The organism is Actinophytocola sp., assembly GCF_009379765.1.
Classification (GTDB): Bacteria; Actinomycetota; Actinomycetes; order Mycobacteriales; family Pseudonocardiaceae; genus Actinophytocola.
The window spans coordinates 1-22,796 of sequence record NZ_WHTD01000134.1 but is presented as its reverse complement, the minus strand read 5'-3'; the positions used below and the strand labels follow the sequence as shown (position 1 = coordinate 22,796).

Annotated in this window: 22 protein-coding genes and 1 pseudogene; 22 read left to right on the top strand and 1 reads right to left on the bottom strand. The window is 70.4% G+C overall.

Features of this window, described 5'->3' with window-relative positions:
- From purH to GEV28_RS31320, 17 genes and pseudogenes are all read left to right on the top strand, one after another.
- On the top strand, positions 1–1,239 hold a 1,239-nt coding region (gene purH / locus GEV28_RS31400), incomplete at its 5' end, for a bifunctional phosphoribosylaminoimidazolecarboxamide formyltransferase/IMP cyclohydrolase (protein ID WP_291416079.1).
- Positions 1,240–1,298: 59 nt separating this feature from the next.
- Positions 1,299–1,763, top strand: a complete 465-nt coding sequence (locus GEV28_RS31395; RefSeq protein WP_291416078.1) for a hypothetical protein — start codon at positions 1,299–1,301, stop codon at positions 1,761–1,763.
- A gap of 203 nt (positions 1,764–1,966) precedes the next feature.
- A complete protein-coding gene (locus tag GEV28_RS31390; RefSeq protein WP_291416077.1) occupies positions 1,967–2,962 on the top strand; it encodes an ABC transporter ATP-binding protein in 996 nt (331 codons plus the stop codon).
- A gap of 34 nt (positions 2,963–2,996) precedes the next feature.
- Positions 2,997–3,761, top strand: a complete 765-nt coding sequence (locus tag GEV28_RS31385; protein WP_291416076.1) for an ABC transporter permease — start codon at positions 2,997–2,999, stop codon at positions 3,759–3,761.
- Between the two features lies 1 nt (position 3,762).
- Complete coding sequence (locus GEV28_RS31380; RefSeq protein WP_291416075.1) at positions 3,763–4,632, top strand: ABC transporter permease; 870 nt, start codon at positions 3,763–3,765, stop codon at positions 4,630–4,632.
- Between the two features lie 70 nt (positions 4,633–4,702).
- A complete protein-coding gene (locus tag GEV28_RS31375) occupies positions 4,703–5,965 on the top strand; it encodes an MCE family protein (protein ID WP_291416080.1) in 1,263 nt (420 codons plus the stop codon).
- The gene (locus tag GEV28_RS31370) at positions 5,962–6,966 is read left to right on the top strand and encodes an MCE family protein (RefSeq protein WP_291416074.1); all 1,005 of its coding nucleotides are present in this window, start codon (positions 5,962–5,964) and stop codon (positions 6,964–6,966) included. Before GEV28_RS31375 ends, GEV28_RS31370 begins: the two co-directional genes overlap by 4 nt.
- Positions 6,963–7,946 carry an MCE family protein gene (locus tag GEV28_RS31365; protein ID WP_291416073.1) on the top strand — a complete coding sequence of 328 codons (984 nt, stop codon included), beginning with the start codon at positions 6,963–6,965 and terminating at the stop codon, positions 7,944–7,946. Before GEV28_RS31370 ends, GEV28_RS31365 begins: the two co-directional genes overlap by 4 nt.
- Positions 7,943–8,976, top strand: a pseudogene (locus GEV28_RS31360) (MCE family protein). The gene GEV28_RS31365 and the pseudogene GEV28_RS31360 overlap by 4 nt, the downstream one beginning before the upstream one ends.
- Positions 8,973–10,031, top strand: coding sequence for an MCE family protein (locus tag GEV28_RS31355; protein ID WP_291416072.1), 1,059 nt, complete (start codon positions 8,973–8,975; stop codon positions 10,029–10,031). Before GEV28_RS31360 ends, GEV28_RS31355 begins: the two are co-directional and overlap by 4 nt.
- Positions 10,031–11,239, top strand: coding sequence for an MlaD family protein (locus GEV28_RS31350; RefSeq protein WP_291416071.1), 1,209 nt, complete (start codon positions 10,031–10,033; stop codon positions 11,237–11,239). The genes GEV28_RS31355 and GEV28_RS31350 overlap by 1 nt, the downstream gene beginning before the upstream one ends.
- Positions 11,224–11,829 (top strand): hypothetical protein, encoded by a 606-nt coding sequence (locus tag GEV28_RS31345; protein ID WP_291416070.1) that lies wholly within the window; start codon positions 11,224–11,226, stop codon positions 11,827–11,829. The genes GEV28_RS31350 and GEV28_RS31345 overlap by 16 nt, the downstream gene beginning before the upstream one ends.
- A gap of 10 nt (positions 11,830–11,839) precedes the next feature.
- Positions 11,840–12,451, top strand: coding sequence for a hypothetical protein (locus GEV28_RS31340; protein WP_291416069.1), 612 nt, complete (start codon positions 11,840–11,842; stop codon positions 12,449–12,451).
- A 145-nt stretch (positions 12,452–12,596) separates the two neighbouring features.
- Positions 12,597–13,313: a hypothetical protein gene (locus GEV28_RS31335; protein ID WP_291416068.1), complete on the top strand. Its 717-nt coding sequence runs from the start codon at positions 12,597–12,599 to the stop codon at positions 13,311–13,313.
- Between the two features lie 197 nt (positions 13,314–13,510).
- A complete protein-coding gene (locus tag GEV28_RS31330) occupies positions 13,511–15,025 on the top strand; it encodes a DUF6801 domain-containing protein (RefSeq protein ID WP_367115235.1) in 1,515 nt (504 codons plus the stop codon).
- Between the two features lie 492 nt (positions 15,026–15,517).
- Positions 15,518–16,303: a hypothetical protein gene (locus GEV28_RS31325; RefSeq protein WP_291416066.1), complete on the top strand. Its 786-nt coding sequence runs from the start codon at positions 15,518–15,520 to the stop codon at positions 16,301–16,303.
- Between the two features lie 99 nt (positions 16,304–16,402).
- Positions 16,403–17,047, top strand: a complete 645-nt coding sequence (locus tag GEV28_RS31320; protein ID WP_291416065.1) for a hypothetical protein — start codon at positions 16,403–16,405, stop codon at positions 17,045–17,047.
- A 66-nt stretch (positions 17,048–17,113) separates the two neighbouring features.
- Here GEV28_RS31320 and GEV28_RS31315 read toward each other — a convergent pair whose 3' ends face one another.
- Complete coding sequence (locus GEV28_RS31315) at positions 17,114–18,364, bottom strand: CdaR family transcriptional regulator (RefSeq protein WP_291416064.1); 1,251 nt, start codon at positions 18,362–18,364, stop codon at positions 17,114–17,116.
- A 209-nt stretch (positions 18,365–18,573) separates the two neighbouring features.
- On the opposite strand from GEV28_RS31315, the gene GEV28_RS31310 reads away from it, so the two are divergent.
- From GEV28_RS31310 to GEV28_RS31290, 5 genes are all read left to right on the top strand, one after another.
- Positions 18,574–19,005 (top strand): SRPBCC domain-containing protein, encoded by a 432-nt coding sequence (locus tag GEV28_RS31310; RefSeq protein WP_291416063.1) that lies wholly within the window; start codon positions 18,574–18,576, stop codon positions 19,003–19,005.
- Positions 18,992–19,309, top strand: a complete 318-nt coding sequence (locus GEV28_RS31305; RefSeq protein ID WP_291416062.1) for a helix-turn-helix transcriptional regulator — start codon at positions 18,992–18,994, stop codon at positions 19,307–19,309. The genes GEV28_RS31310 and GEV28_RS31305 overlap by 14 nt, the downstream gene beginning before the upstream one ends.
- Before the next feature lie 98 nt (positions 19,310–19,407).
- A complete protein-coding gene (locus GEV28_RS31300) occupies positions 19,408–20,055 on the top strand; it encodes a TetR/AcrR family transcriptional regulator (RefSeq protein WP_291416061.1) in 648 nt (215 codons plus the stop codon).
- Positions 20,052–20,963, top strand: coding sequence for an ABC transporter ATP-binding protein (locus GEV28_RS31295; protein ID WP_291416060.1), 912 nt, complete (start codon positions 20,052–20,054; stop codon positions 20,961–20,963). Before GEV28_RS31300 ends, GEV28_RS31295 begins: the two co-directional genes overlap by 4 nt.
- Complete coding sequence (locus GEV28_RS31290; protein ID WP_291416059.1) at positions 20,963–22,600, top strand: ABC transporter permease; 1,638 nt, start codon at positions 20,963–20,965, stop codon at positions 22,598–22,600. The genes GEV28_RS31295 and GEV28_RS31290 overlap by 1 nt, the downstream gene beginning before the upstream one ends.
- Positions 22,601–22,796: the final 196 nt, after the last annotated feature.

Here is a 22,796-nt window from a genome sequence, read left to right as displayed (position 1 = left end):
GAGCGGACCGTCGCCTCGGGCGCGGCGCCCGACAACTGCGTCGAGCAGATCGACATCGGCGGCCCGGCGATGGTCCGCGCGGCGGCCAAGAACCACGCCTCGGTCGCGGTCGTCGTCGATCCTTCGCGCTACGACTGGGCGCTGTCCCAGGTCCGCGAGGGCGGCTTCACGCTGGCGGACCGGCGCGCGCTGGCGGTGGCCGCCTACCGGCACACGGCGTCCTACGACATCGCGGTGGCGTCGTGGATGGGCAGCGTGCTCGCGCCCGAGGCGGACGTGTTCCCGAGCTGGGTCGGCGCGAGCTGGGAGCGGCGCAACGTCCTGCGCTACGGGGAGAACCCGCACCAGAAGGCGGCACTGTACGTGTCCAGCCACGGTGGGGCCGGCCTGGCGACCGCGGAACAGGTGCACGGCAAGGAGATGTCGTACAACAACTACGTCGACGCCGATGCCGCGTGGCGCGCCGCGTTCGACCACGAGGCGCCCTGTGTCGCGATCATCAAGCACGCCAACCCGTGCGGCATCGCGGTGTCCACTGTGGACGGTATCGGCGCGGTCGCGGACGCGCACCGCCGTGCGCACGCGTGTGACCCGCTGAGCGCGTTCGGCGGGGTGATCGCGTCGAACCGCGAGGTCACCGTGGACATGGCCGAGCAGGTGGCGGAGGTCTTCACCGAGGTGATCGTCGCGCCGTCCTATTCCGACGGTGCGGTGGATGTGCTGTCGCGCAAGAAGAACATCCGTATCCTGGTGGCGCAGGAGCCGCGCCGGGGCGGCGCGGAGATCCGCGCGGTGTCCGGCGGCCTGCTGATGCAGACCAGGGACGTGATCGACGCCGAGGGCGACGACCCGGCGAAGTGGACGCTCGCGACCGGCACCCCGGTCGACGACGTGACGATGGCCGACCTGGCTTTCGCGTGGCGTACGTGCCGGGCGGTGAAGTCCAACGCGATCGTCCTCGCCTCCGGCGGCGCCACGGTCGGCGTGGGCATGGGTCAGGTCAACCGGGTCGACGCCGCTCGCCTGGCCGTCGCGCGGGCCGGTGACCGGGTGACGGGCTCGGTGGCCGCGTCGGACGCGTTCTTCCCCTTCCCCGACGGCCCGCAGCTGCTGTTCGACGCGGGTGTGAAGGCGATCGTCCAGCCCGGCGGCTCCGTGCGGGACACCGAGGTGATCGCGGCCGCGGAGGCCGCCGGCGCGACGGTCTACCTCACGGGGACCCGCCACTTCGCGCACTGATCCGCACCTGGCCCGGCGTCGACGGTGGTTACGACGGTGGTTACGACATTGTCCAGTGCGTGTTCGGTGTCTTCTTCTTCCCGGACATGGAGATCGGCGGTACCCACCTCGTGAGCCTGCTCCGCCCCGGCGGCCGGTTCGCCGCCACGACCCGGGAGCGCTCCGCCGTCAAGCCCGTGCCCGAGATCCTCGTCGACGCCATGCGCCTCGAAGGGGCCGGCGAGCCGCCCGAGGGGTCCGGCCCGCCGACGGACCGGATCGGGACGCCGGAGACCCTCGCGCGCTGGCTCGCGGACCGCGGGCTCGCGGACGTCGAGGTCACCGAGGTCCCGCACCGGGTGCCGCTCGCCCCAGGCACCGCCTGGGCGATCGTCATGGGTGCCGCGATGCGTGCCCTCCTGATGGGCCTCGACGACGCCACCGTCGAGCGGGTACGGGCCCGGTTCACCACGCTGCTCGCCGAGCGCGGCGTCGACACGTTCAACGCCACGACGCTCATCGGGACCGGTCGGGCGCCGAAGTAGAACTTGTGCACATCGTGACAAAACCCGGTGCGAGAACTGTCGCCGGATACCAAGAATTCGGCCGTCGCCCGGTGGTTCTTGCCACCGAAATACCCCGACGTTAACCTACTCGGCGGTAATAAACGCCGACGTTCAATGCGATGTGACGATCATTCCGGGTCACATCGTAATTGCGCCTGCGTAGGACCGGCGGAGGTGCGGACTTGGGCGTAGAGGTCGCCGTGGAAGGGCTGAGCAAGTCCTTCGGGCGCCAACAAATCTGGCAGGACGTCACGTTGACCCTCCCTGCCGGTGAGGTCAGCGTCCTGCTCGGCCCGTCCGGTACCGGCAAGTCCGTGTTCCTCAAATGTCTCATCGGTCTCCTGAAACCGAACACGGGTCGAATCACCATCAATGGTACCGATCTGGTCCGCTGTTCGGAGCACAAACTTTACGACATTCGGAAGCTGTTCGGCGTCCTGTTCCAGGACGGCGCGTTGTTCGGCTCGATGAACCTCTACGACAACATCGCCTTCCCGCTGCGCGAGCACACGAAGAAGAGCGAGCCGGACATCCGCCGGATCGTCCTGGCGAAGATGGACATGGTCGGCCTGGCAGGCGAAGAGCGCAAGCTCCCCGGCGAGATCTCCGGTGGCATGCGCAAGCGCGCGGGCCTCGCCAGGGCGCTCGTGCTGGACCCGGAGATCATCCTGGTCGACGAGCCGGACTCGGGCCTGGACCCGGTGCGCACGGCCTACATCTCGCAGCTGCTGGTCGACCTGAACGCGCAGATCGACGCGACGATCCTCGTGGTCACGCACAACATCAACGTCGCCCGCACGGTGCCGGACAACATCGGCATGCTGTTCCGCCGCCAGCTGGTCATGTTCGGCCCGCGCGAGGTGCTGCTCACCAGCGAGGAGCCGGTGGTCAAGCAGTTCGTCAACGGCAGCCGCATCGGCCCGATCGGTATGTCGGAGGAGAAGGACGAGGCCACCATGGCCGCCGAGCTGGCGGCAGGCTTCGACCAGGGCGCCGACGAGATCCGTGGCGTTCCGCCGCAGCTCGAACCCACCCCGGGGCTCCCGTACCGGGGGGCGGTGCGCCGGCGCAAGGACCGGGTCATGCGCATCATCCACACCCTGCCGCCCGCCGCCCAGCACAGCATCGTGGCCAGCCTCGACGCGACGGACCGCATCCGCTACGGAGCGGTCCGATGAAGGCCGTGCGCCACCCGAGATCCGGGGCCGTCGGATGATCGCCGAGGCCATGCGGCAGACCGGCCGGCTCTACGCGCTCGGTCTCGACGTCATCCGGCTCACCTTCCGGCGGCCGTTCCAGTTCCGCGAGTTCATCGGGCAGTTCTGGTTCATCGCCAGCGTGTCGCTGCTTCCCGCGGCCCTCGTCGCCATCCCGTTCGGCGCGGTCATCGCGCTGCACCTCGGCTCGCTGACCACCCAGATCGGCGCCCAGTCGTTCACCGGCGCGGCCAGCGTCCTCGCGATCATCCAGCAGGCGAGCCCCGTGGTGACCGCGCTGCTGATCGCCGGCGCCGGTGGCTCGGCCATGTGCGCCGACCTCGGCTCGCGCACCATCCGCGAGGAGATCGACGCCATGGAGGTCCTCGGCGTCAACCCGGTGCAGCGGCTGATCGTGCCGCGGGTGCTCGCCGCGATGGGGGTCGCCGCGTTCCTCAACGGGCTGGTCTCCGTGGTCGGCGTCCTCGGCGGCTACTTCTTCAACGTCGTGATGCAGGGCGGCACCCCCGGCGCGTACCTGGCGAGCTTCTCCGCCCTCGCCCAGCTGCCGGACCTGTGGATCAGCGAGATCAAGGCGGTGATCTTCGGCTTCGTCGCCGGCGTCGTGGCCGCCTACCGCGGACTCAACCCCGGCCGAGGGCCGAAGGGCGTCGGCGACGCGGTGAACCAGTCGGTGGTGATCACGTTCCTGCTGCTGTTCATGCTGAACCTGATCATCACGGCGCTGTACCTCCAAGTCGTGCCGCCGAAGGGGGCATGACATGACGATCCTCAGCGACAGAGAGACGGAAAGACCCAGGATCCAGCAACGCGTCGTCGAGTCGGTCGGCCGCCGGTTCACCTTCCTCGACGTCCTGGGCGACCAGATCTTCTTCTTCGTCCGCGCGATCCTCTGGGTCCCGCGCGCGATCACCCGCTACGGCAAGGAGATCGTCCGGCTGCTTGCCGAGGTGAGCTTCGGTTCCGGTGCGCTCGCGGTCATCGGCGGCACCATCGGCGTGATGGTCGGGTTGACCGCGTTCACCGGCTCGGTCGTCGGCATCCAGGGATACTCGGCGCTCAACCAGGTCGGCACGGCCGCGCTCGCCGGGTTCATCTCGGCCTACTTCAACACCCGCGAGATCGCCCCGCTGGTCGCCGGGATCGCGCTGTCGGCGACCGTCGGCTGCGGGTTCACCGCGCAGCTCGGCGCGATGCGGATCTCCGAGGAGATCGACGCGCTCGAGGTGATGGGCGTGCCGAGCATCCCCTACCTCGTGACCACCCGGATCATCGCCGGGTTCGTGGCGATCATCCCGCTGTACGCGATCGGGCTGCTGACCTCCTACATCGCCTCGCGGCAGGTCACCGTCTGGTTCTTCGGCCAGTCGGCCGGTACCTACGACCACTACTTCCACCTGTTCCTACCGCCGATCGACGTCCTGTACTCGTTCGGCAAGGTGCTGGTGTTCAGCGTGGTCGTGGTACTCGCGCACTGCTACTACGGCTTCCGCGCCACCGGCGGCCCGGCCGGCGTGGGTGTCGCGGTAGGACGGTCGGTGCGGACCTCGATCGTCGCGATCAACGTGATCGACCTGTTCCTGAGCCTCGCGATCTGGGGCGCGACGACGACGGTGCAGGTGGCCGGATGAGCCGGATGAGTGAGCTTGCGAGCGAGTCGCTGGCACAGCGGCGACACCGAGCCTGCGAGGGTTCGTCGTGATCGGCCGGAAGTGGGTTCGGCGTACCGCGGGCGTGGTGTTCCTGGTGGTGATGGCGCTGCTGGCGACGTTCGCCGTGCAGGTGTACCAGGAGAAGTTCACCGACGTCGTGCTCGTGACGCTGCGCACCGACCGGATCGGCAACCAGCTCAACGACTCCTCCGAGGTCAAGGCCCGCGGCGTGGTGGTCGGCGACGTGCGGGAGGTGCACGGCACCCAGCAGGGCGCGGCCATCCGGCTCGCGCTCGACCCCGACAAGGTGTCCCGGCTCCCCAAGGACGTCACCGCCCTGCTGGTCCCCAAGACCCTTTTCGGCGAGCGCTATGTCCAACTGTCCATACCGGACGAGACGACGGCGGACCCGCTGGAGCCCGGCGACACGATCAGCCAGGACCGGTCGAAGAACGCCATCGAGCTGGAGCGGGTGTTCGACGACCTGCTGCCGGTGCTCAAGGCGGTGCAGCCGCACAAGCTCGCCACCACGCTCACCGCGATCTCGACCGCGCTGGAAGGCCGTGGCAAGCGGATCGGCGAGGCGATGGTCGACACCGCGGCCTATCTCGAGGAGTTCAACCCCAACCTGCCCCAGCTCACCGACGACCTGCGCGACCTCGCCGACGTCAGCGAGCTCTACGGGGACATCGCGCCGGACCTGCTCGACTCGCTCACCGAGTCGACCACCACGCTGAACACGGTCGCCGACGAGCGGGCCGAGCTGACCGACCTCTACGCGCAGGTCACCGCGTCCGGCCAGGACGTCACGATCTTCCTGCGCAACAACAAGGAGAACATCATCCGGCTGGCCGCGTCGAGCCGGGCGCCGCTGGAGGTCGCCGCCCGCTACTCGCCGAGCTTCCCCTGCACGCTCAAGGCGATGGCCGACCTGAAGCCGTCGATGGACAAGGTCCTCGGCGCCGGGACCCACAAGCCCGGCCTGCACCTCGAGGCCACGGTCACCGAGTCCCGCGGCAAGTACGTGCCGGGCGTGGACGAACCGGTCTACGACGCGACCGGCGGCCCGCGCTGCTACCCGAGCGGGGTCGCGCCGACCGTCGGCGTGGTCGCCGCGGCCACCGGCAGCACCGGCCACCCGCTGCTGCCCGGTGCGGGCGGTGACCTCGGCCTGCCGAACTCTCCGCAGGAACGTGAGCTCATCGCCACCCTCGTCGCGCCGCCGACCGGGCTCGCGCCGGGTGACGTGCCCGGCTGGAGCAGTGTGCTGGTCGGCCCGCTCTACCGCGGGACGGAGGTGACGCTGCGATGAGGAAGCTCATCGGGCCGCTCGTCAAGGCCCTGGTCTTCGTCGTGGTCACCGGGCTCGCCACGGCCATCCTCGCGGTGTCGATCAGCAACACCGGCCTCGGCGACACCGCGAGCTACACGGCCCGGTTCACCGACGTCACCTCGCTCAACCCGGGCGACGACGTCCGGGTGTCCGGCGTGCGGGTCGGCCAGGTCGACGAGCTGTCCATCGTGGACGGACACCTCGCACGGGTGACGTTCGCCGTCGACCGGTCGATGCGGCTGCCCGAGGACGTGACCGCGACGATCAAGTACCGCAACATGGTCGGCCAGCGTTACATCGCGCTCGAACGCGGCCCCACGTCCACCGCCGACCGGCTGGCGGAGGGCGGCGAGATCCCGCTCGAGCGGACCACCCCCGCGCTGGATCTCACCGACCTGTTCAACGGGTTCAAGCCGCTGTTCCAGGCGCTTTCCCCGGACGAGGTGAACAAGCTCTCCGGGGAGATCGTGCAGGTCCTGCAGGGCGAGGGCGGCACGGTCGACAGCCTGCTGGCGCACACCGGCTCGCTCACCGCCACGCTCGCCGACCGCGACCGGGTGATCGGTGAGGTCGTCGACAACCTCAACGCCGTGCTCGGCACGATCAACGGTCAGGGCGACGCGCTGTCCACCTTGGTCGGCACGCTGCAGCGGCTCGTCTCGGGCCTGGCCGGGGACCGGACCGCGATCGGCGACGCGATCGAGGGCATCGCCGACCTCACCGGCGCCACCGCGGGCCTGTTCGAGCAGGCCCGGCCCGCGCTCAAGGACAGCATCGCCGGCCTCGGCCGGCTGTCCGCGAACCTCGTCACCGGGAGCGAGGACCTCGCCCAGTTCCTCACCGTGCTGCCGGACAAGTTCAACGCCATCGGCCGCACGGCGGACTACGGCTCGTGGCTCAACTTCTTCCTCTGCGAGGCGACCCTGCAGACCGACCCGCCGCAGGGTGTCATCGCCCCCGACAAGAGGTGCACGGCATGAAGTCGTTCAAGGAGCGCAACCCCGCGGTGCTCGGCGTGGTCGGCACGCTGGTCCTCGCCGCGCTCGCCACGCTCGTGTTCTTCTACGCGGACCTGCCGGTGATCGGCGGTGGCACGAAGTACCAGGCCGAGTTCAGCGAGGCCGCGGGCCTGCGGCCGGACGACGAGGTGCGGGTCGCCGGCATCAAGGTCGGCGAGGTCACCGACGTCGAGCTCGCCGAGGACCGCGTCCTGGTGACCTTCCGGGTCGGCGACGCGTGGCTCGGCGACGCCACGACCGCGGCCATCAAGCTGAAGACGTTGCTGGGCCGCAAGTTCCTCGCGCTGTACCCGACGGGCCGGACCACCCTCGACCCCGACCGGCCGATCCCGATGGACCGCACGGTCACCCCGTACGACGTCACCCAGGCGTTCGAGGGCCTCGCCGACACCGCGGGCTCCATCGACACCGCGCAGCTGGCGGACAGCTTCCGGACGATCTCCGACACGTTCGCAGACTCGCCGCAGCACGTGCGCACCGCGCTCGACGGGCTGACCGCGCTGTCCAAGACGATCTCCTCGCGCGACGACCAGCTCGCCGCGCTGCTGGCCAACACCCGGCAGGTCACCAGCACGCTCGCCGGCACCAACGACGAGTTCGACAAGCTCATCAACGACGGCAACCTGCTGCTCACCGAGCTCGCCAACCGCCGCGACGCCATCCACGACCTGCTCGTGGGCACCACCGACCTGGCCACCCAGCTCTCCGGGCTGGTGGCGGACAACCAGCGCCAGCTCGGCCCCGCGCTGGCCCAGCTGGACACCGTGACCGGGATCCTGCAGCAGTACACCGACAACCTCGACGCGAGCCTCAAGCTTGCCGGCCCGTACTTCCGGCTGGTCAACAACGCCACCGGCAGCGGTCGCTGGATCGACAACTACCTGTGCGGCGTGGTCGTCGAGAACCGCACGAACTGCATCCCACCGCGCGGTGCCAAGTGAAGGCCCGGCGGATCGCCACCAGGACCGTCGTGACGGTCGCGGTGCTCGCGCTGGTCACCGCGGGCGCCCTGTGGTGGATCTTCGGCGGCGACGGCGCCAAGCGGGTCACCGCCTACTTCGACCGCGCGGTCGGCGTCTACGCCGGCTCGGACGTGCAGGTGCTCGGCGTGCGGGTCGGCGCGGTCGAGTCGGTGACCCCGCGCGGCGAGCGGGTCGAGGTCGTGTTTACCCTCGACCGGGACGTCGAGATGCCGAGGACACCAAGGCCGTGGTGATCGCGCCGAGCGTCGTGTCCGACCGGTACGTGCAGCTCGTCGACCTGGCGCGGGGTGGTCCGCAGATCGCGGACGGCGCGGTGATCCCCGAGTCGCGCACCGCCACCCCGATCGAGCTCGACGAGCTGTACGCGAGCCTGGACACGCTGGTGTCCGCGCTCGGCCCGAACGGGGCGAACTCCAAGGGCGCGCTGTCCGAGCTCCTCGACACGGGTGCCGCCAACCTGCGCGGCAACGGCGCGGCGTTCAACGAGAGCGTGCGCAACTTCGCCGAGGCCGCGCGCACCCTGTCCGGCTCGGCCGACGACCTGTTCGCCACGGTCGACGAGCTGCAGAAGTTCACCACCATGCTCGCCGGCAACGACCGGCAGGTGCTGAGCGTCAACACCCAGCTCGACCAGGTGTGGCGCACGCTCGCCGCCGACCGGGACGAGCTGTCCACCGCACTGTCCACACTGGGCACCGCGCTCGCCGACATCCAGGGCTTCATCAAGGACAACCGGGCCGCCATCAAGTCCAATGTGGACAAGCTGGCGCGGACCACCCAGCTGCTCGTGGACAACCGGGCGTCGGTGGCCGAGGCGCTCGACGTCGCGCCGCTCGCGGTGACCAACGTCGTCCAGGCGTTCGACCCGGAGTCGCAGACCCTGCAGGGCCGCACCAACCTTCTCGAGTACTTCGCCAGCGGGCAGGGCGCCGACCTGCCGCCGCTGCCGGTGCCCCTGTCGAGCGGCACGGTCGGAGGTGGCCGATGAGGATCCGCCGCGCCCTCGCCGCCGCCGCGTTCGCGCTGGCCGCGACCGGTTGCTCGGTCGTGGGCACCAACGGGATCTACGACATGCCGCTGCCCGGCGGCGCGGACCTCGGCGACCACCCGTACCGGGTCACCGTGCAGTTCGCCGACGTGCTCGACCTGGTGCCGCAGGCCGCGGTGAAGGTCAACGACGTCGTGGTCGGCCGGGTCGAGTCGATCGGGCTCGGCGGCCCGGACGGGTGGACCGCCGAGGTCCTGCTCGCGGTCAACGGCGACGTCGACCTGCCGGCCGACGCGGTCGCGAGCCTGCGCCAGTCGAGTCTGCTGGGGGAGAAGTTCGTCGAGCTGGCCGCCCCCGGCACGCAGACCCCGGCGCCGTCGGCGGACAAGCTCGCCGACGGCGCAACGATCACCGCCGACCGGACCAACCGGCACACCGAGGTCGAGGAGGTCTTCGGCGCGCTGTCGCTGCTGCTCAACGGGGGCGGCATCGGCCAGCTGCAGACGATCAACCGCGAGCTGTCCGACGTGCTCACCGGCAACGAGCCGGAGATCAAAGCCTTCCTGTCCAATGTGGACGAGCTGGTGACCCACCTGGACAACCACCGCGGCGACATCACCGCCGCGCTGGACGGGCTGAACCAGCTGTCCACCACGCTCGCCGGCCGCCAGGACCAGATCAAGGGCGCGCTCACCGACCTCACCCCGGGCCTGCGGTCGCTGTCCGAGCAACGCAGCGCGCTGGTCACCATGCTGCAGTCGCTGGACACGCTCTCCGACGTCGCGGTCGACACGATCGACCGCAGCCGCGACGACATGGTGGCCGACCTCGAGGCGCTGGCCCCGGTGCTCAACCGGTTGGCCGACGCGGGCCAGAGTCTCCCGCAGGCGCTGGAGATCCTGCCGACGTTCCCGTTCACCGACCCGGTGCTGGACGCGGCCAAGGGCGACTACCTCAACATCTTCGTCACGGTGAAACCGACGGAGGACTTCACCCAGCCGCTGCCCCCGCTGCCCCTGCCGCCGACCGGCCAGACCACGAGTGGGGGTCGCTGATGCTCACCCGTGCCGTCCGCATCCAGGTGTCCGTGTTCGTCGTGCTCGCACTGACCGTCGTCGCGTTCGTCGGTGCCAACTACGCGGGCGTGGACCGCCTGTTCGGCAACGACTCCTACACCGTGCGGCTGCAGCTCGACGACGGCGGCGGGATCTTCACCAACAGCGAGGTGACCTACCGTGGGGTGGCCGTCGGCCGGGTCGGTGAGCTGCGGCTGACCGACGACGGCATGGAGGCCGACCTGCACCTGGAGGACGCCGCGCCGCCGATCCCGGTGGACTCGAAGGCCGTGGTGGCCAACCGGTCCGCGATCGGCGAGCAGTACGTCGACCTGCAGCCGCGCACCGACCAGGGGCCGTTCCTCACCGACGGCGCGGTGATCCCGCGGTCGCAGACGACCGTGCCGCCGCCGGTGACCGACCTGCTCGGCGACCTGTCCGCGTTCAACACCTCGGTGCCCACCGAGTCGCTGCGCACGGTCGTCGACGAGCTGTACACCGCGATGCGCGACACCGGCCCGCACCTGCAGGTGCTGCTCGACTCGTCGATCTCGTTCACCCAGTCCGCCGCCGAGCACCTGCCGCAGACCGTCACGCTGATCGAGGACGGCGCCGTCGTGCTGCAGACCCAGCTGGACTCGTCGCAGGCGTGGCGCTCGTTCGCCAGCAACGCCAAGCTGTTCGCCACCGAGCTGGCCGACGCGGACGGCGACCTGCGGGAGCTGATCGGCGCCGCGCCGGCGGCCGCGACCCAGCTGTCCCGGCTGCTGTCGGACACCAACCCGGGCCTGGCCGTGCTGCTCGCGAACCTGCTGACCACGGCGGACATCTTCGAGATGCGCACCGACGGCATGGAGCAGCTGTTCGTGATGGTGCCCAAGGCCGTCGCCGCCACGTCGACGTCGATCACCCCGGACGGCGGCAACCTGTCGCTCGCGCTGACGTTCAACGACCCGCCGCCGTGCTTCTACGACTCCACCGTGTTCCGCCCGGGCACGGACACCGCGCCGCTTCCGCTCAACACCAAGGCGGCCTGCCCGCTGCCGCCGGGCGACCCCCGGCTCGTGCGTGGCTCGCAGAACGCGCCGAAGGGTGGCGTGCCGGACCCGGCGATCCCGGGCGGCGGGGTCAGCATGCCCGGCCCGCTCGGCGCGCCCGACCTGCCCGCGGCCGGCAACCTGGAGGAGCTGTTGTGGCTGACGAAGTGACCGTCACCGAGCCGGAGACCGAGCCCGACACCGAGCCCGACACCGAGCTGGACGCCGGGCCCGACACCGGGTCGCCGGCCAGCGCCAACCCGTGGCCGCTGCGCCTGGCCGTGCTGCTGGTGGTGCTCGCGGTGGCCTTCGCCGGCTGGGCCGGCTGGACGTGGTGGCGGGCGAGCGGCGACGAGTCGCTCGGGTACGCCCAGGCCCGCGACGAGGTGCTGGCCGCGGGCCGCGCGCACGTCACCCTGCTGACCACCCTCGACTCGTCCGATGTGGACGGTGGGATCCAGCGCTGGCTCGACGTGTCCACCGGCGCGCTGCACGACGAGCTCGCGGCCACCGACGAGCAGACCCGGCAGACCCTGCGGGACGGGGGCTCGGTGGCCACCGGCCGGGTGCTGGACGCCGCGGTGAGCGAGCTGGACACCCGGGCCGGCACGGCGAAGCTGCTGGTGTCGGTGGAGATCGCCACCACCGTCAACGCCGGCGCGCCGGCCACCAAGCGCAACCGGTTCGTTGCCGGGCTCACCCGCTCCGACCACGGCTGGCTGCTGTCCGCCCTCGACCAGGTGCCGCTTGGCACCCGCTGAGGAGACCACCATGACCGCACAGATCGAGGACCTCGGGTCCGACGAGGTCGGCGATGTCGGCGATCTCGAGGAGCCGCCGGAGGACCCGCCGGCCGACGCCGCGCCGAGGGAGTGGTTCGGGGTCCGGCGGCTGGTGGTCGTGCTGGTCGCCGTGGCCGTGCTGGTCGCCGGCCTCGGCGGGTGGTTCCTGCTGCGGGCCGGTGAGCTGAGCTCGTCGCCGGCCGCGAGCAACGAGGCGCTCGTGAACACCGGCCGCACCGCCGAGGTGAGCGCGGCCGTCTCGTCGGCTCTCAACCGGATCTTCTCCTACTCCTACGACCGCACGGAGGTCACCGAGCAGGCCGCCGCCGAGGTGCTCCGCGGCGCCGCGCGCGACACCTACGACAAGCTGTTCGCCCAGGTGCGTGAGCTCGCGCCGGCTCAGAAGCTGGTGCTCACCACCCGGGTGGTCAGCGCCGCCGTGCAGGTGCTCGACGGCGATCGCGCGACGCTGCTCGTCTTCCTCGACCAGTCCGCCACCCGCGCCGACCAGGACGCCAGCAGCGCGGCCGCGGCCCAGCTGTCGGTCGTCGCGGAACGCGACGGGGACCGGTGGGTCATCACCGGCCTGGAGCCGCGATGACCGGATGTCGCGCAGGTTCATCCCGCGATGACAAACTCGCTCGCGGAATTTGTCATCCGCTTATCATGAAATGGTCTCGTGACGAAATCTTGATTTACTACGGAGAGTTTATTGTCTCACGTGTTACTCGGGGGTAATATTCGGTGTGAGGCCGGATCTCGAACCTACGAAGAATGTCCGTTCTAATAGCGAGGGAAGGTTTATCGCAATGAGCAGACGCGTAGCGCGCATTATTGTCACCGGAGCGGCCGCCGTCGCGGCGGTCGGGCTTGCCGCCACCTCGGCGTCGGCGGACCCGTTCGAGCCGAGCAGCTGGACGATCGACCCGGGTGGGCCGTACACGGCGACGACGGGCTTCACCGAGTTGGCCGACGTCACCGTCGGCGTCAGCTTCACCTGCACGACCGACGCTGACGGCGCCGCGTCGACGGCCACCGGCGACCTCAAGATTGGGCCCGGGGTGACCAACCCTCTCGGTGACGTCAAGACATTGAACTTCCACAACTGCAGCGGCCCGCTCGGCGCCGTCACCGCGACGCCGAACGACCTGCCGTACGACATCAACGGCTACACCTTCGACGACATGGCAACCGTGAACGAGACGGTCGGCTACATCGGACCGGTCAACGTCCACGTCTCGATGGACAACTGCGCGTTCGACGTGGTCGGCAACGCGCCAGGTTTCTTCGACAACGCCACCTCGGAACTGCGGGTGGACCCCGCCGCTCAGCTTCCCGCAGGCGTGGAGCCGCTCCACCCGATCAACATCAACTGCCTCGGTCTGGTCAATGAGACCGACGTGCTGACCTACGACGGCGACTACACAGTGAGTCCGCATACCACGATCACCGGTCAGGTGTAGCGCGACAGGACACGATCCGGCGCGCACCTGGCGTTCGCCCGGCCGGGACGAGTACCCGGCCGGGCAACCCGGGGGTTTGCGCGGGTATGACCAAAGCTCAGCCGGACATTGTCCTCGGGTGAGTGCTGTCGTGCTGATGTCCGGTGCCGGGAGCATGGCGCGGAGGATGAGATGAGCCACGGAGATCTTCCACCGGGGTGTCGCCGGTGACGGGCCAGGCGGGTGGCCGGCCCCGCGGCGCGCTCATCGCGGCCGCCCTCGGCTCGGCTGTGGCCTTGGCCGTGACGGCGGTGGGCGCGGGGCCCGCGGTCGGCGCGCAGGCCAGGGAGCTCGCCTACACCTGCGCGTTCCCGGCCGGTGCGTGGCCGGTCGGCGTGCGGGTCGCGGCCACAGTTCCGGACACGGCCGCGGTGGGCGAGCCGATTCAGCCAACCGATGTGACGGCGACGGTGACCGCGCCGAACGCCGCGCTTGCCGACTTCGCCGCGTTGCACGCGGCGACGGTCGCCGGCACCGCGGAGCTCACCACCGAGGTGTCTCAGGGCGCCGACGCGGCCACCGTCGCGTGGTCGGGACTCGACGTGCTCGCCGCGCCTGTCCCCGACACGGACGACTTGGTGCTCGCCGCGTCCGGCGCGGTTGCGCCGGTGACCGTCAGCGCACCTGGCGATGTCACGTTGACCGCCGGCGCCCTCGTCCTCGACCTGTCCATGTACCAGGCGGACGGCTCGGCCACCGACCCGGCCGGGCTGTCCGTGGCGTGCCGGCTCGACCCTGGCCAGGACGGCCGGCTGGCCACCATTGCCGTGCCGGATGCCGACCTTCCCTCGACATCCGGCCCGCCGACCTCGACACCGGACGGCGGCATCGAGGTCGGCCCGCCGCCGGATGGATCGAGCCCGCCGGGCGCGTCCCGGCCGCGTGCCGGCGGCGAACCGCCACCCGGGTGCTTCGACTTCAAGAACTCGCCCACCGCGGCTCCGAACTGTGCCTACATGGCCGGCTACTCGAATGTCGCGAAGTTGCACGGCTCGGTTCTGCTCGGGGTCGGCCCCGACGAGCCCAACCTGCATATCTCGCTTGGTGACAGGCTCGTGGTGTACCCGGCGGGAAGTCCGGAGTGTCCGGACACGGACGAAGCTTTCTGCAGATTTGCCATCGACACGATTTCCAGCGCGACCCTCGATATCCCCGCGGCCAGGGCTACCTTCCTGGCGTTCGGATTCATGCCGGTCACGGCCACGATGAAACTGACCGAGACGGCATACGCGCACGTCGTCAGCCGCAGCTTCCGTTATCAAGATCGACAAGATCCCACGAAGAACGCGTTCCCGCTCGTGGTGACCTCGTTGGGAACGATGTCGGCTCGTATTTACGATGTCGCCATCAACGGAATTTCCTTCGATGTTGGCCCGGCATGCCGGCCCGAGGACGATCTGGCGGTGGAGCTGCACGGGCACTCCGCGACGCAGAGTACCCGCGATCCCGACGAGTACACGGTTCCGGACGGCGGTCCGCAGGACGGTATGAGCACGATTCCGCCATTCTCCGGATGCCGTGGCGTCACCGGCGAGAACCTGGACCTCCTGTTCACCGGAATGGTTTCGGGGCCGGGTAACTACGTCAAGATGACGCAGGGTGCGCCGTGCCCGCAAATCGGTGGCCAGCCGACGGACTGCCCGCCGGTCAAAGTGCTGGAGCCGCAACGCTGACCACCGTTCCCTCCTCACGAGTCGACGATTCCCGTGGGCCGAGTCGGTCATTCGCGACGTGTGCGGTGATCGCATGGCGGCGGTCTTCTGTCGAATTCTGACAAACTCGGTGGAGAGCTTCGGGAGCCAGTGACAACAATCGCCGAGGTGGCGCCTTCCGTGGCCCTTGCGTCATAACCACGATCATCGGTAGCCTACTGACCGGTAAGCAGTAAGCATCAGCCATTTCGTCAGCTTGTCGGGTAATGAACGTTGTCATGGGTGGCTGGCTGTTTCAAGCCACGCCATGCGCGCCGATCGTTGGGAGAGGTGTCGATGTTCGGTCTTGGATCCTCGAGAGCGGTCCGCGGGCTGTGGGCCACGGCGATCGCACTGGCAGCCGGTGCCGCAACGGCGGTAGCGGCGCCGGTCGCGGTCGCGGACACGTCGGCGCCGCCGACGTTGAACGGCGCGTGGGCACCGCTGAGTCGTTGCCCGGTCGACGATCCGGCGATGCTCGCAGCGGACGGGGTGGACACGTCGGCGCTGTGCCTGGCGTCGGCCTCGGCCAGCGGTTCGATCACCCTCGGCAACACCACCGCGACGACCGGAGCCAGCGACCTGCAGTTCGGGTTACTCAACGACCGCGGCACGTTCTCGATCATCGCGCCGTCCGGCGGGGCGGTGCTGGCTGCTCCGGTCCAGATTCCGGGGGGCCTGCTCGGGCTGATGTGCCCGAGCAACATTCCGCTGGTCTCCGAGATCTGCGCGGGGCTCGTCGACGGAGACCTGAACGCGGTGACCGGGACGCTGGAGCCGGCGGGCGACCCGTCGGAGTTCAACCTCGCAGCGGGTCTCAGCGCCGGGGTGCCGATCCTGACCTTGCCAGTGAAGATCCACCTGCGGAACCCGTTCCTCGGGTCGAACTGCTACGTCGGCTCGAACTCCGATCCCATCGTGCTGCACCCGGCGAACCTGTCCGTACCGCAGGGCAGCATCGTCGCGTTCGACCAGGACGGGACGCTCGACCCGGACGGGGACATGGGCTACGTCAAGGTCACCGGAACCGGCCAGCGCGACGACTCCTTCGCGGTACCTGGCGCCAACGGCTGCGGCCTTGCCGGCCTGCTCGATCTGGCGGTCAACCTCAAAGTAGGGCTGCCGTCGCCGGCCGGCAACAACAGCCTGGTGCTGAATGCCCCGACAACCTACCTCGGCGGATTCCTCTCCCCGGCCGCCTTCGCCCCGACCGAGGGCCAGCAACTCGCCGACCGCTGGCATGCGGCGGTCGTGGGATGACGTGACTGCGGGGGCCGTGAACGGGCGGCGCCGTTCACGGCCCGAACGTGTGGCCGCTGGCGGCGCGCGCCGCACCGCGTCGTCACAACGGAGGTAGTGATGGCATTGCGCAAACGGGTGCGACATGTTATTGGCATCGGCGTGGTTGCCGTCGCCATGGTTGTGGTCGCCACCAGCCCAGCGGCGGCCGATCCGTTCGAACCGAGCAGCTGGACCGTCGTCCCTGGCGGACCGTATTCGGTGTCCGGCCCCGTCCAGTTCGGAGTCGCGGCCAGCTTCCTCATGACCTGCGACTCCGCGATGTCGGGCACGTTCACGAGCGGGCCCGGGGTGACCAACCCGCTCGGCACCGTCGAGACGCTGGGATTCAGTAACTGCACCGGCGGCCCGCTCGGTGACGTCACGGCGACCGTGAACGAGCCGCCCTACGACATCATCGGCTCCACGTACGACCAGTACGCCGAAGGAGTATCCGGCGTACCCGAGACGACCGGCTATATCGGTCACTTCGGCCTGCACATCTCGATGACCGTCTGCGAGTTCGACCTGGTCGGCAACGTCCCGTTCACCTTTGACAATGACACCGGCGACTGGCGGGTCGGGGGGGAGGGACCGTTGCCGGCCGGTGTGGCGGCGCTGCATGTGATCAACGTCAGCGGTTGCCTCGGCTTGGTCAATGACGGTGATCCGGGGGTCTACCTGGCCGGCTACCTGCTGAACCAGATGATCACCGGGCAACCGTAGCGATACCGTCGTGCGCTCGCGCCTACGAGCGCTGGCACGCCGTGGTCGTCGGTTGACCAACCGCGGCTACGGCCGGGGGCGGGGAGCCGGCAGCGTTACCCCGACTTCGGCAGGGCGGCGCTTGGCCGCCGGCCTGGCCGGGGTGGCCCGCAGCACCAGCTCCAGCTCGAACCGCTGCCGCGGGTCGTGCAGCAGGTCGCCGAGCGACAGCTCGAGCTGCCGCATCCGGTACCGCACGGTCTGCGGGTGCACCCCGAGCTGTGCGGCCATGTCCGGCACGCTCGCCTGGGTGTCCAGCCACGCGCGCAACGTCTCCAGCATCCGCTCCCGCTGCTTGACGGTCAGCCCGGACAGCGGCGCCAGCAGCCGGTCCCGCAGGGTGGCCAGCAGCCGGTCGTCGGAATGCACCAGCACCGTCGACAGGTGCTGCTCGCAGCGGATCACCAGCCCGTCGGAGATGATCCCGTGCTGGGCCAGGGTCAACGCCTTCCGCGCCCAGCGCAACGCTTGCGGCAACGCGTCGAGGCGTACCGAGGGGCCCACCGAGATCCGGCACTGCGGCAGCGCCGCCTTGATCCGCGCCAGCCGCCCGTCGGTGACCTCGCCGGGCACCAGCAGCCGCGGCTCGATGCCGTCGAGGTCGGCGAGCACGTCCGCGTCAAGCGTCGGCTTCCGCTGGTTGTGCCCGGTCCCGGGCAGTGCCTGCACCGCGACCGGCGACGCCTTGTCCGGTACCGTCCAGCCGATCAGCTGGGCGAGCTCGCCGATCGCCGCGGTGGGCGCGGGCGGGGTCTGCAGGATCATCCCGAGCAGCCGCCGCCGCCACGTCTCCAACGCGCCGGCCGAGGTGGCCTTCGCCTCCAGGTAGCCGTCCAGCGCCACCGAGGCGAGCTTGTCCATGTACGCGAACACGGCGTCGGCCAGCTGCGACATCACCGTCGACGACAGCCCGTTGCGCTTGCCGACCCGCATCATCCGCCGCCACGACACCCGCGCGCCGACCCGGTACGCGGCCTGCAGGTCGTCGAGCGAACGCCCCTCGCGCATCTCGTTCTGGCCGAGCTTGTGGTGCACCTCGTAGCACTTCTGCGCCGATGTGTCCGGGTTCGCGATCTGCTCGATGAACAGGCTCGTTGCGTGCTGCACACCCGCGCGGATCGACTTGCCGTACGGGCCGTCCAGCGGCCGCGCGTAGGCGGGGATCTTCGCCCGGATCTCGTCGACTATCTCGGTGGCGAGGCTCGCCAGCTCCGGTCGGAGGACGTCGGCGAGCCTCCTGGGCAAGACACCCGCATCGAGCCGGTACTCGACCGTCATACGCACAACTCCTCGCCGCCACCACGCGCCGTCGAGGGGTGGCAATCGGCTTATCGACCCAGCGAGCCGAAATGTGTCACCAGAACGCAACAAACCGACTGGTTTTTCATGAGGTGACAAGGTCACCAGGTGCGACTGTCCGATCGTGACAAGATTTCGGTGTTATGTATCGTCAGCCGGAAATATTGCCTTCGAGGAATGGAGTGGTCGTGCCGGAGACCGCGGAAACCCTGCCCGACGGACGCGTGGCGCTGCGCTTCGAACGTCACCTGAGGCACTCGCGCGAGAAGGTCTGGCGCGCCATCACCGAGCCCGACCAGCTCCGCGCCTGGTTCGTCGAGATCATCGACTACGACCGGTCCCGCCTGGACTTCGCGCCCGGAGCGCCCCTGACGTTCGCCGCCGCGGGCTTTCCCGACGGCCGCGGCGAGGTCACCGGCTACGATCCACCTGCCTTGCTCGAGTACACCTGGGCCGGTGAGATCCTCCGCTTCGAGCTCACCGCCGAGGGCGAGACGTGCCGGCTGGCCTTCACCAACATCGTCGACGGCCCCGAGACGGCGTCGGCCTTGCGGGAGGGCTGGCAGACCGGTCTCGACCGCCTCGCCGCGACACTGGGCGACGCCGATGCGCGCCGCTGAGCCGTCGGTTTTCGAGGTCCTCGCCGAGCCGAACCGCCGCCGGATCCTCGACCTCCTGCGCGACGGCGAACGTGCGGCCGGCGAGCTGCTGGAGCACCTGCCGCTGGCCCAGCCGACGGTGTCCAAGCACCTGAGACTCCTGCGCGAGGCGGGGCTGGTGGCCGTCCGGCAGGACGCCCAGCGCCGCCTGTACCGGCTGCGCGCCGACCCCTTGGCCGAGGTCGACGAGTGGCTCGCCCCGTACCGCGAGCACTGGCGCGGCCGCCTGGACGCCCTCGAGCGGCACCTCGACACGCTGCCGTAACGAACGCGTAGGGATCGGTGGCGCCGGCCGGCGGAGGCTATACGCCGGTGTAGCCTCCTGCCCATCCGAGTAGTCAGCGATACGGCCGGATAGGGCGGATGGCGACCGCGCCGGACCCCGAGGACCTGACCGCACGCGCCCGGATCAGGGACGCGGCCATGCGGCACGTCGCCGAGCACGGCTTCGAGCGCGCCACGATCCGCGGCATCGCGGAGACCGCTGGTGTCTCGTCGGGGTTGGTGCGCCACCACTTCGGCTCGAAGCAGGCACTGCGTGACGCCTGCGACGAGTGGCTGGTCCGCACGATCCGCCGGCTCAACGAGCAGGTCCTGGCAGACATGCGCAGCGGCGACGTGCACGACCACGTCGCCGCGTCGCGGGCCGCGATGGTGCCGTACCAGCGCTACATCGCGCGTGCGCTGGCCGAGGGGGCCGCCGGGAAGCTGTTCGACGAGATGGTCGGGATGACGGAGGAGTGGCTCGCGACCTACGACGCGAACCAAGCCAATCCGTCCACAGTAGACAGAAAGAGTCGGGCGGCGGTGGTCACCGCGATGGCGCTCGGCATCCCGATCCTCTACCCGCACCTGTCCCGGGCCATGGGGGTCGACCTCGCCAGCCCGGAGGGCGACCGGCTGCTGTCGCACACGCTGCTCGACATCTATTCGCACCCGCTGCTCAGCCCGGAGGAGGCCGCGACGTTGCGGGCCGGGCTCGCCAAGATCGAAAGGGGAGAACCACGATGACGGACGCCATCTCGGCGACCGGACTGGTCAAGACGTTCGGCCCGACCCGGGCGCTGGACGGCCTCGACCTCGGCGTGCGCACCGGTGAGGTGCACGGCTTTCTCGGCCCGAACGGCGCGGGAAAGTCCACGACGATCCGGGTCCTGCTGGGCATGATGCGCGCCGACGCGGGCACGGTCCGCCTGCTCGACGGCGACCCGTGGACCGACGCCACCGAGCTGCACCGCAGGCTCGCGTACGTGCCCGGCGACGTGACCCTGTGGCCCAACCTGTCCGGCGGCGAGGTCATCGACCTGCTCGGCCGGCTGCGCGGCGGGCTCGACAAGCGGCGCCGCGCCGACCTGCTGGAGCGCTTCGACCTCGACCCCCGCAAGAAGGGCCGCGCCTACTCGAAGGGCAACCGGCAGAAGGTCGCGCTCGTCGCCGCGCTCGCGTCCGATGTGGAGCTGCTGCTGCTCGACGAGCCGACCTCGGGCCTGGACCCGCTGATGGAGGAGGTGTTCCGCGAGGCCGTCCAGGAGGAGAAGCGCCGAGGTGACCGGACCGTGTTGCTGTCCAGCCACGTCCTCGCCGAGGTCGAGGCGCTCTGCGACCGGCTCACGATCATCCGTGACGGCCGCGCGGTCGAGACCGGCACGCTCGCCGACCTGCGCCATCTGACCCGCACCACCATCCAGGCCGAGCTCGCCAGCCCGGCCGACGGCCTCGCGGACCTGCCCGGCGTGCACGACCTGCACGCGGACGGCACCCGGGTCCGCTTCGACGTCGACACGGACACGCTCGACGCGGCACTGCACCGGCTCACCGGAGCGGGTGTGCGCAGTCTCCTCAGCCAGCCGCCGACGCTGGAGGAGCTGTTCCTGCGCCACTACGACCGCGGCCGGGACCGCCCGGTGGAGGCCGTGTGATGAGCGGGCTTGCGAGCGAGTCGAGGTCGCTGGGCACCCTCGCCGGGACGGGCAAGCTCGTCCGGCTGATCCTGCGGCGTGACCGGGTGCTGATGCCGCTGTGGGTCGTGCTGCTCGGCGTCGTCCCACTGTCCTATGTGGCCACGATCGACGAGCTGTTCCCCGACGCCGCCGGCCGCGCCGGCTATGCCACGACCAGCGCGCACAACGCGGGTTTCGTCGCCCTGTACGGCCCGCTTTTCGGCTCGAGCCTCGGCGAGCTGGTGGCCTGGCGGGCCGGCTTCCTGCCGGTGGTCGTCGGCCTGGTCAGCATCCTGACCGTCATCCGCCACACCCGCACCGAGGAGGACACCGGCCGCCGCGAGCTCCTCGGCTCGGCGGTCCTCGGCCGGCACGCGCCGCTCGCGGCCGCGCTGGTCGCCACGTGCGCGGCCAACCTGGTGCTGGCCTTGGTCCTGGCGGGCGGGATGGTCGGTCAGGACCTGCCCGGTGCGGGTTCGCTGGCCTTCGGCCTGGAGCTGGCCGCGAGCGGCTGGATCTTCGCCGGCGTCGGTGCGGTGGCCGCCCAGCTGACGAGCGCCGCGGGAAGCGCTCGCGGGATCGCGGTGACGACCCTGGGCGTGGCCTACGTGCTTCGCGTCGTGGGCGACATCAGCGGCATGTCCGACGGTCCGCTGACGTGGCTGACCTGGCTGTCCCCGATCGGCTGGGCGCAGCGGATCCGGCCGTACGGCGACGACGCGATGTGGCCCGTGCTGCTCGTCGTCGTCGGGTCGGTGTTGCTGGCGCCGGCCGCGGTGGCGCTGTCCGCCCGCCGCGACGTGGGTGCCGGTCTGCTGCCACCCCGCCCCGGTCCCGCGGAGGGCTCGGCCGCGCTCCGCTCCCCGCTCGCGCTGGCCTGGCGCCTGCACCGCGGCCTGCTCGCGGGCTGGGTGGGTGGCTTCGCGGCGCTGGGCGTGGTGCTCGGGTACCTGGCCGAGGGCGTGGGCGACCTGGTCGGCGACAACCAGGAGCTGCGCGACGTGTTCCTGCGCATGGGTGGCGCGACCGGTCTGATGAACAGCTACCTGGCCGGGATTCTGGGCATCCTCGGGATCATCGCCGGCGCGTACGCGATCCAGGCGATGCTCCGGGCCCGCGCCGAGGAGGTCGGCGGCCGGGTGGAACCGGTCCTGGGCACCGCGGTCGGCCGGTTGCACTGGGTGGGCTCGCACCTGGCGTTCTCGCTGCTGGGCCCGGCCGCCGCGCTGGCCGCGGGCGGGGCGGCGGCGGGCCTGACGCACGGCCTGAACACCCGCGACGTCGGCGCGGAGCTGCCGAGCCTGCTGGGCGGCGCGCTGGTCCAGCTGCCGGCGGTGTGGGTCCTCGCCACGGTGGCAGTGCTGCTGTTCGGCCTGCTGCCCAGGTATGCGGCGGTGGCATGGGCGGCGCTGGCGATGTGCCTGCTGCTCAGCCTGGTCGGGTCGGCGGTGGGGCTGGACCAGTGGATGCTCGACATCTCGCCGTTCACCCACCTGCCGAAGCTGCCCGGCGCCGCGATGGCCGCGACCCCGCTGGTGTGGCTGGTGGGCGTGTCGGTGGTCCTGGCCGCGGTGGGCCTGGCCGGCTTCCGCCGCAGGGACGTACCGGTCACCTGAAAACACCCGCCCAGAGCCCCCAGCCCGCCCCGCCCAACCCGCCCCGGTGTCGCCCCGTGCCGTGCCGTGTCGACCCGTAGCGTCGCCATGTCGCCCCGTGCCGTGCCGTGTCGACCCGTAGCGTCGCCATGTCGTCCCGTGACGTGCCGTGTCGACCCGTGGCATCGCCATGTCGCCCCGTGACGTGCCCGTGTCG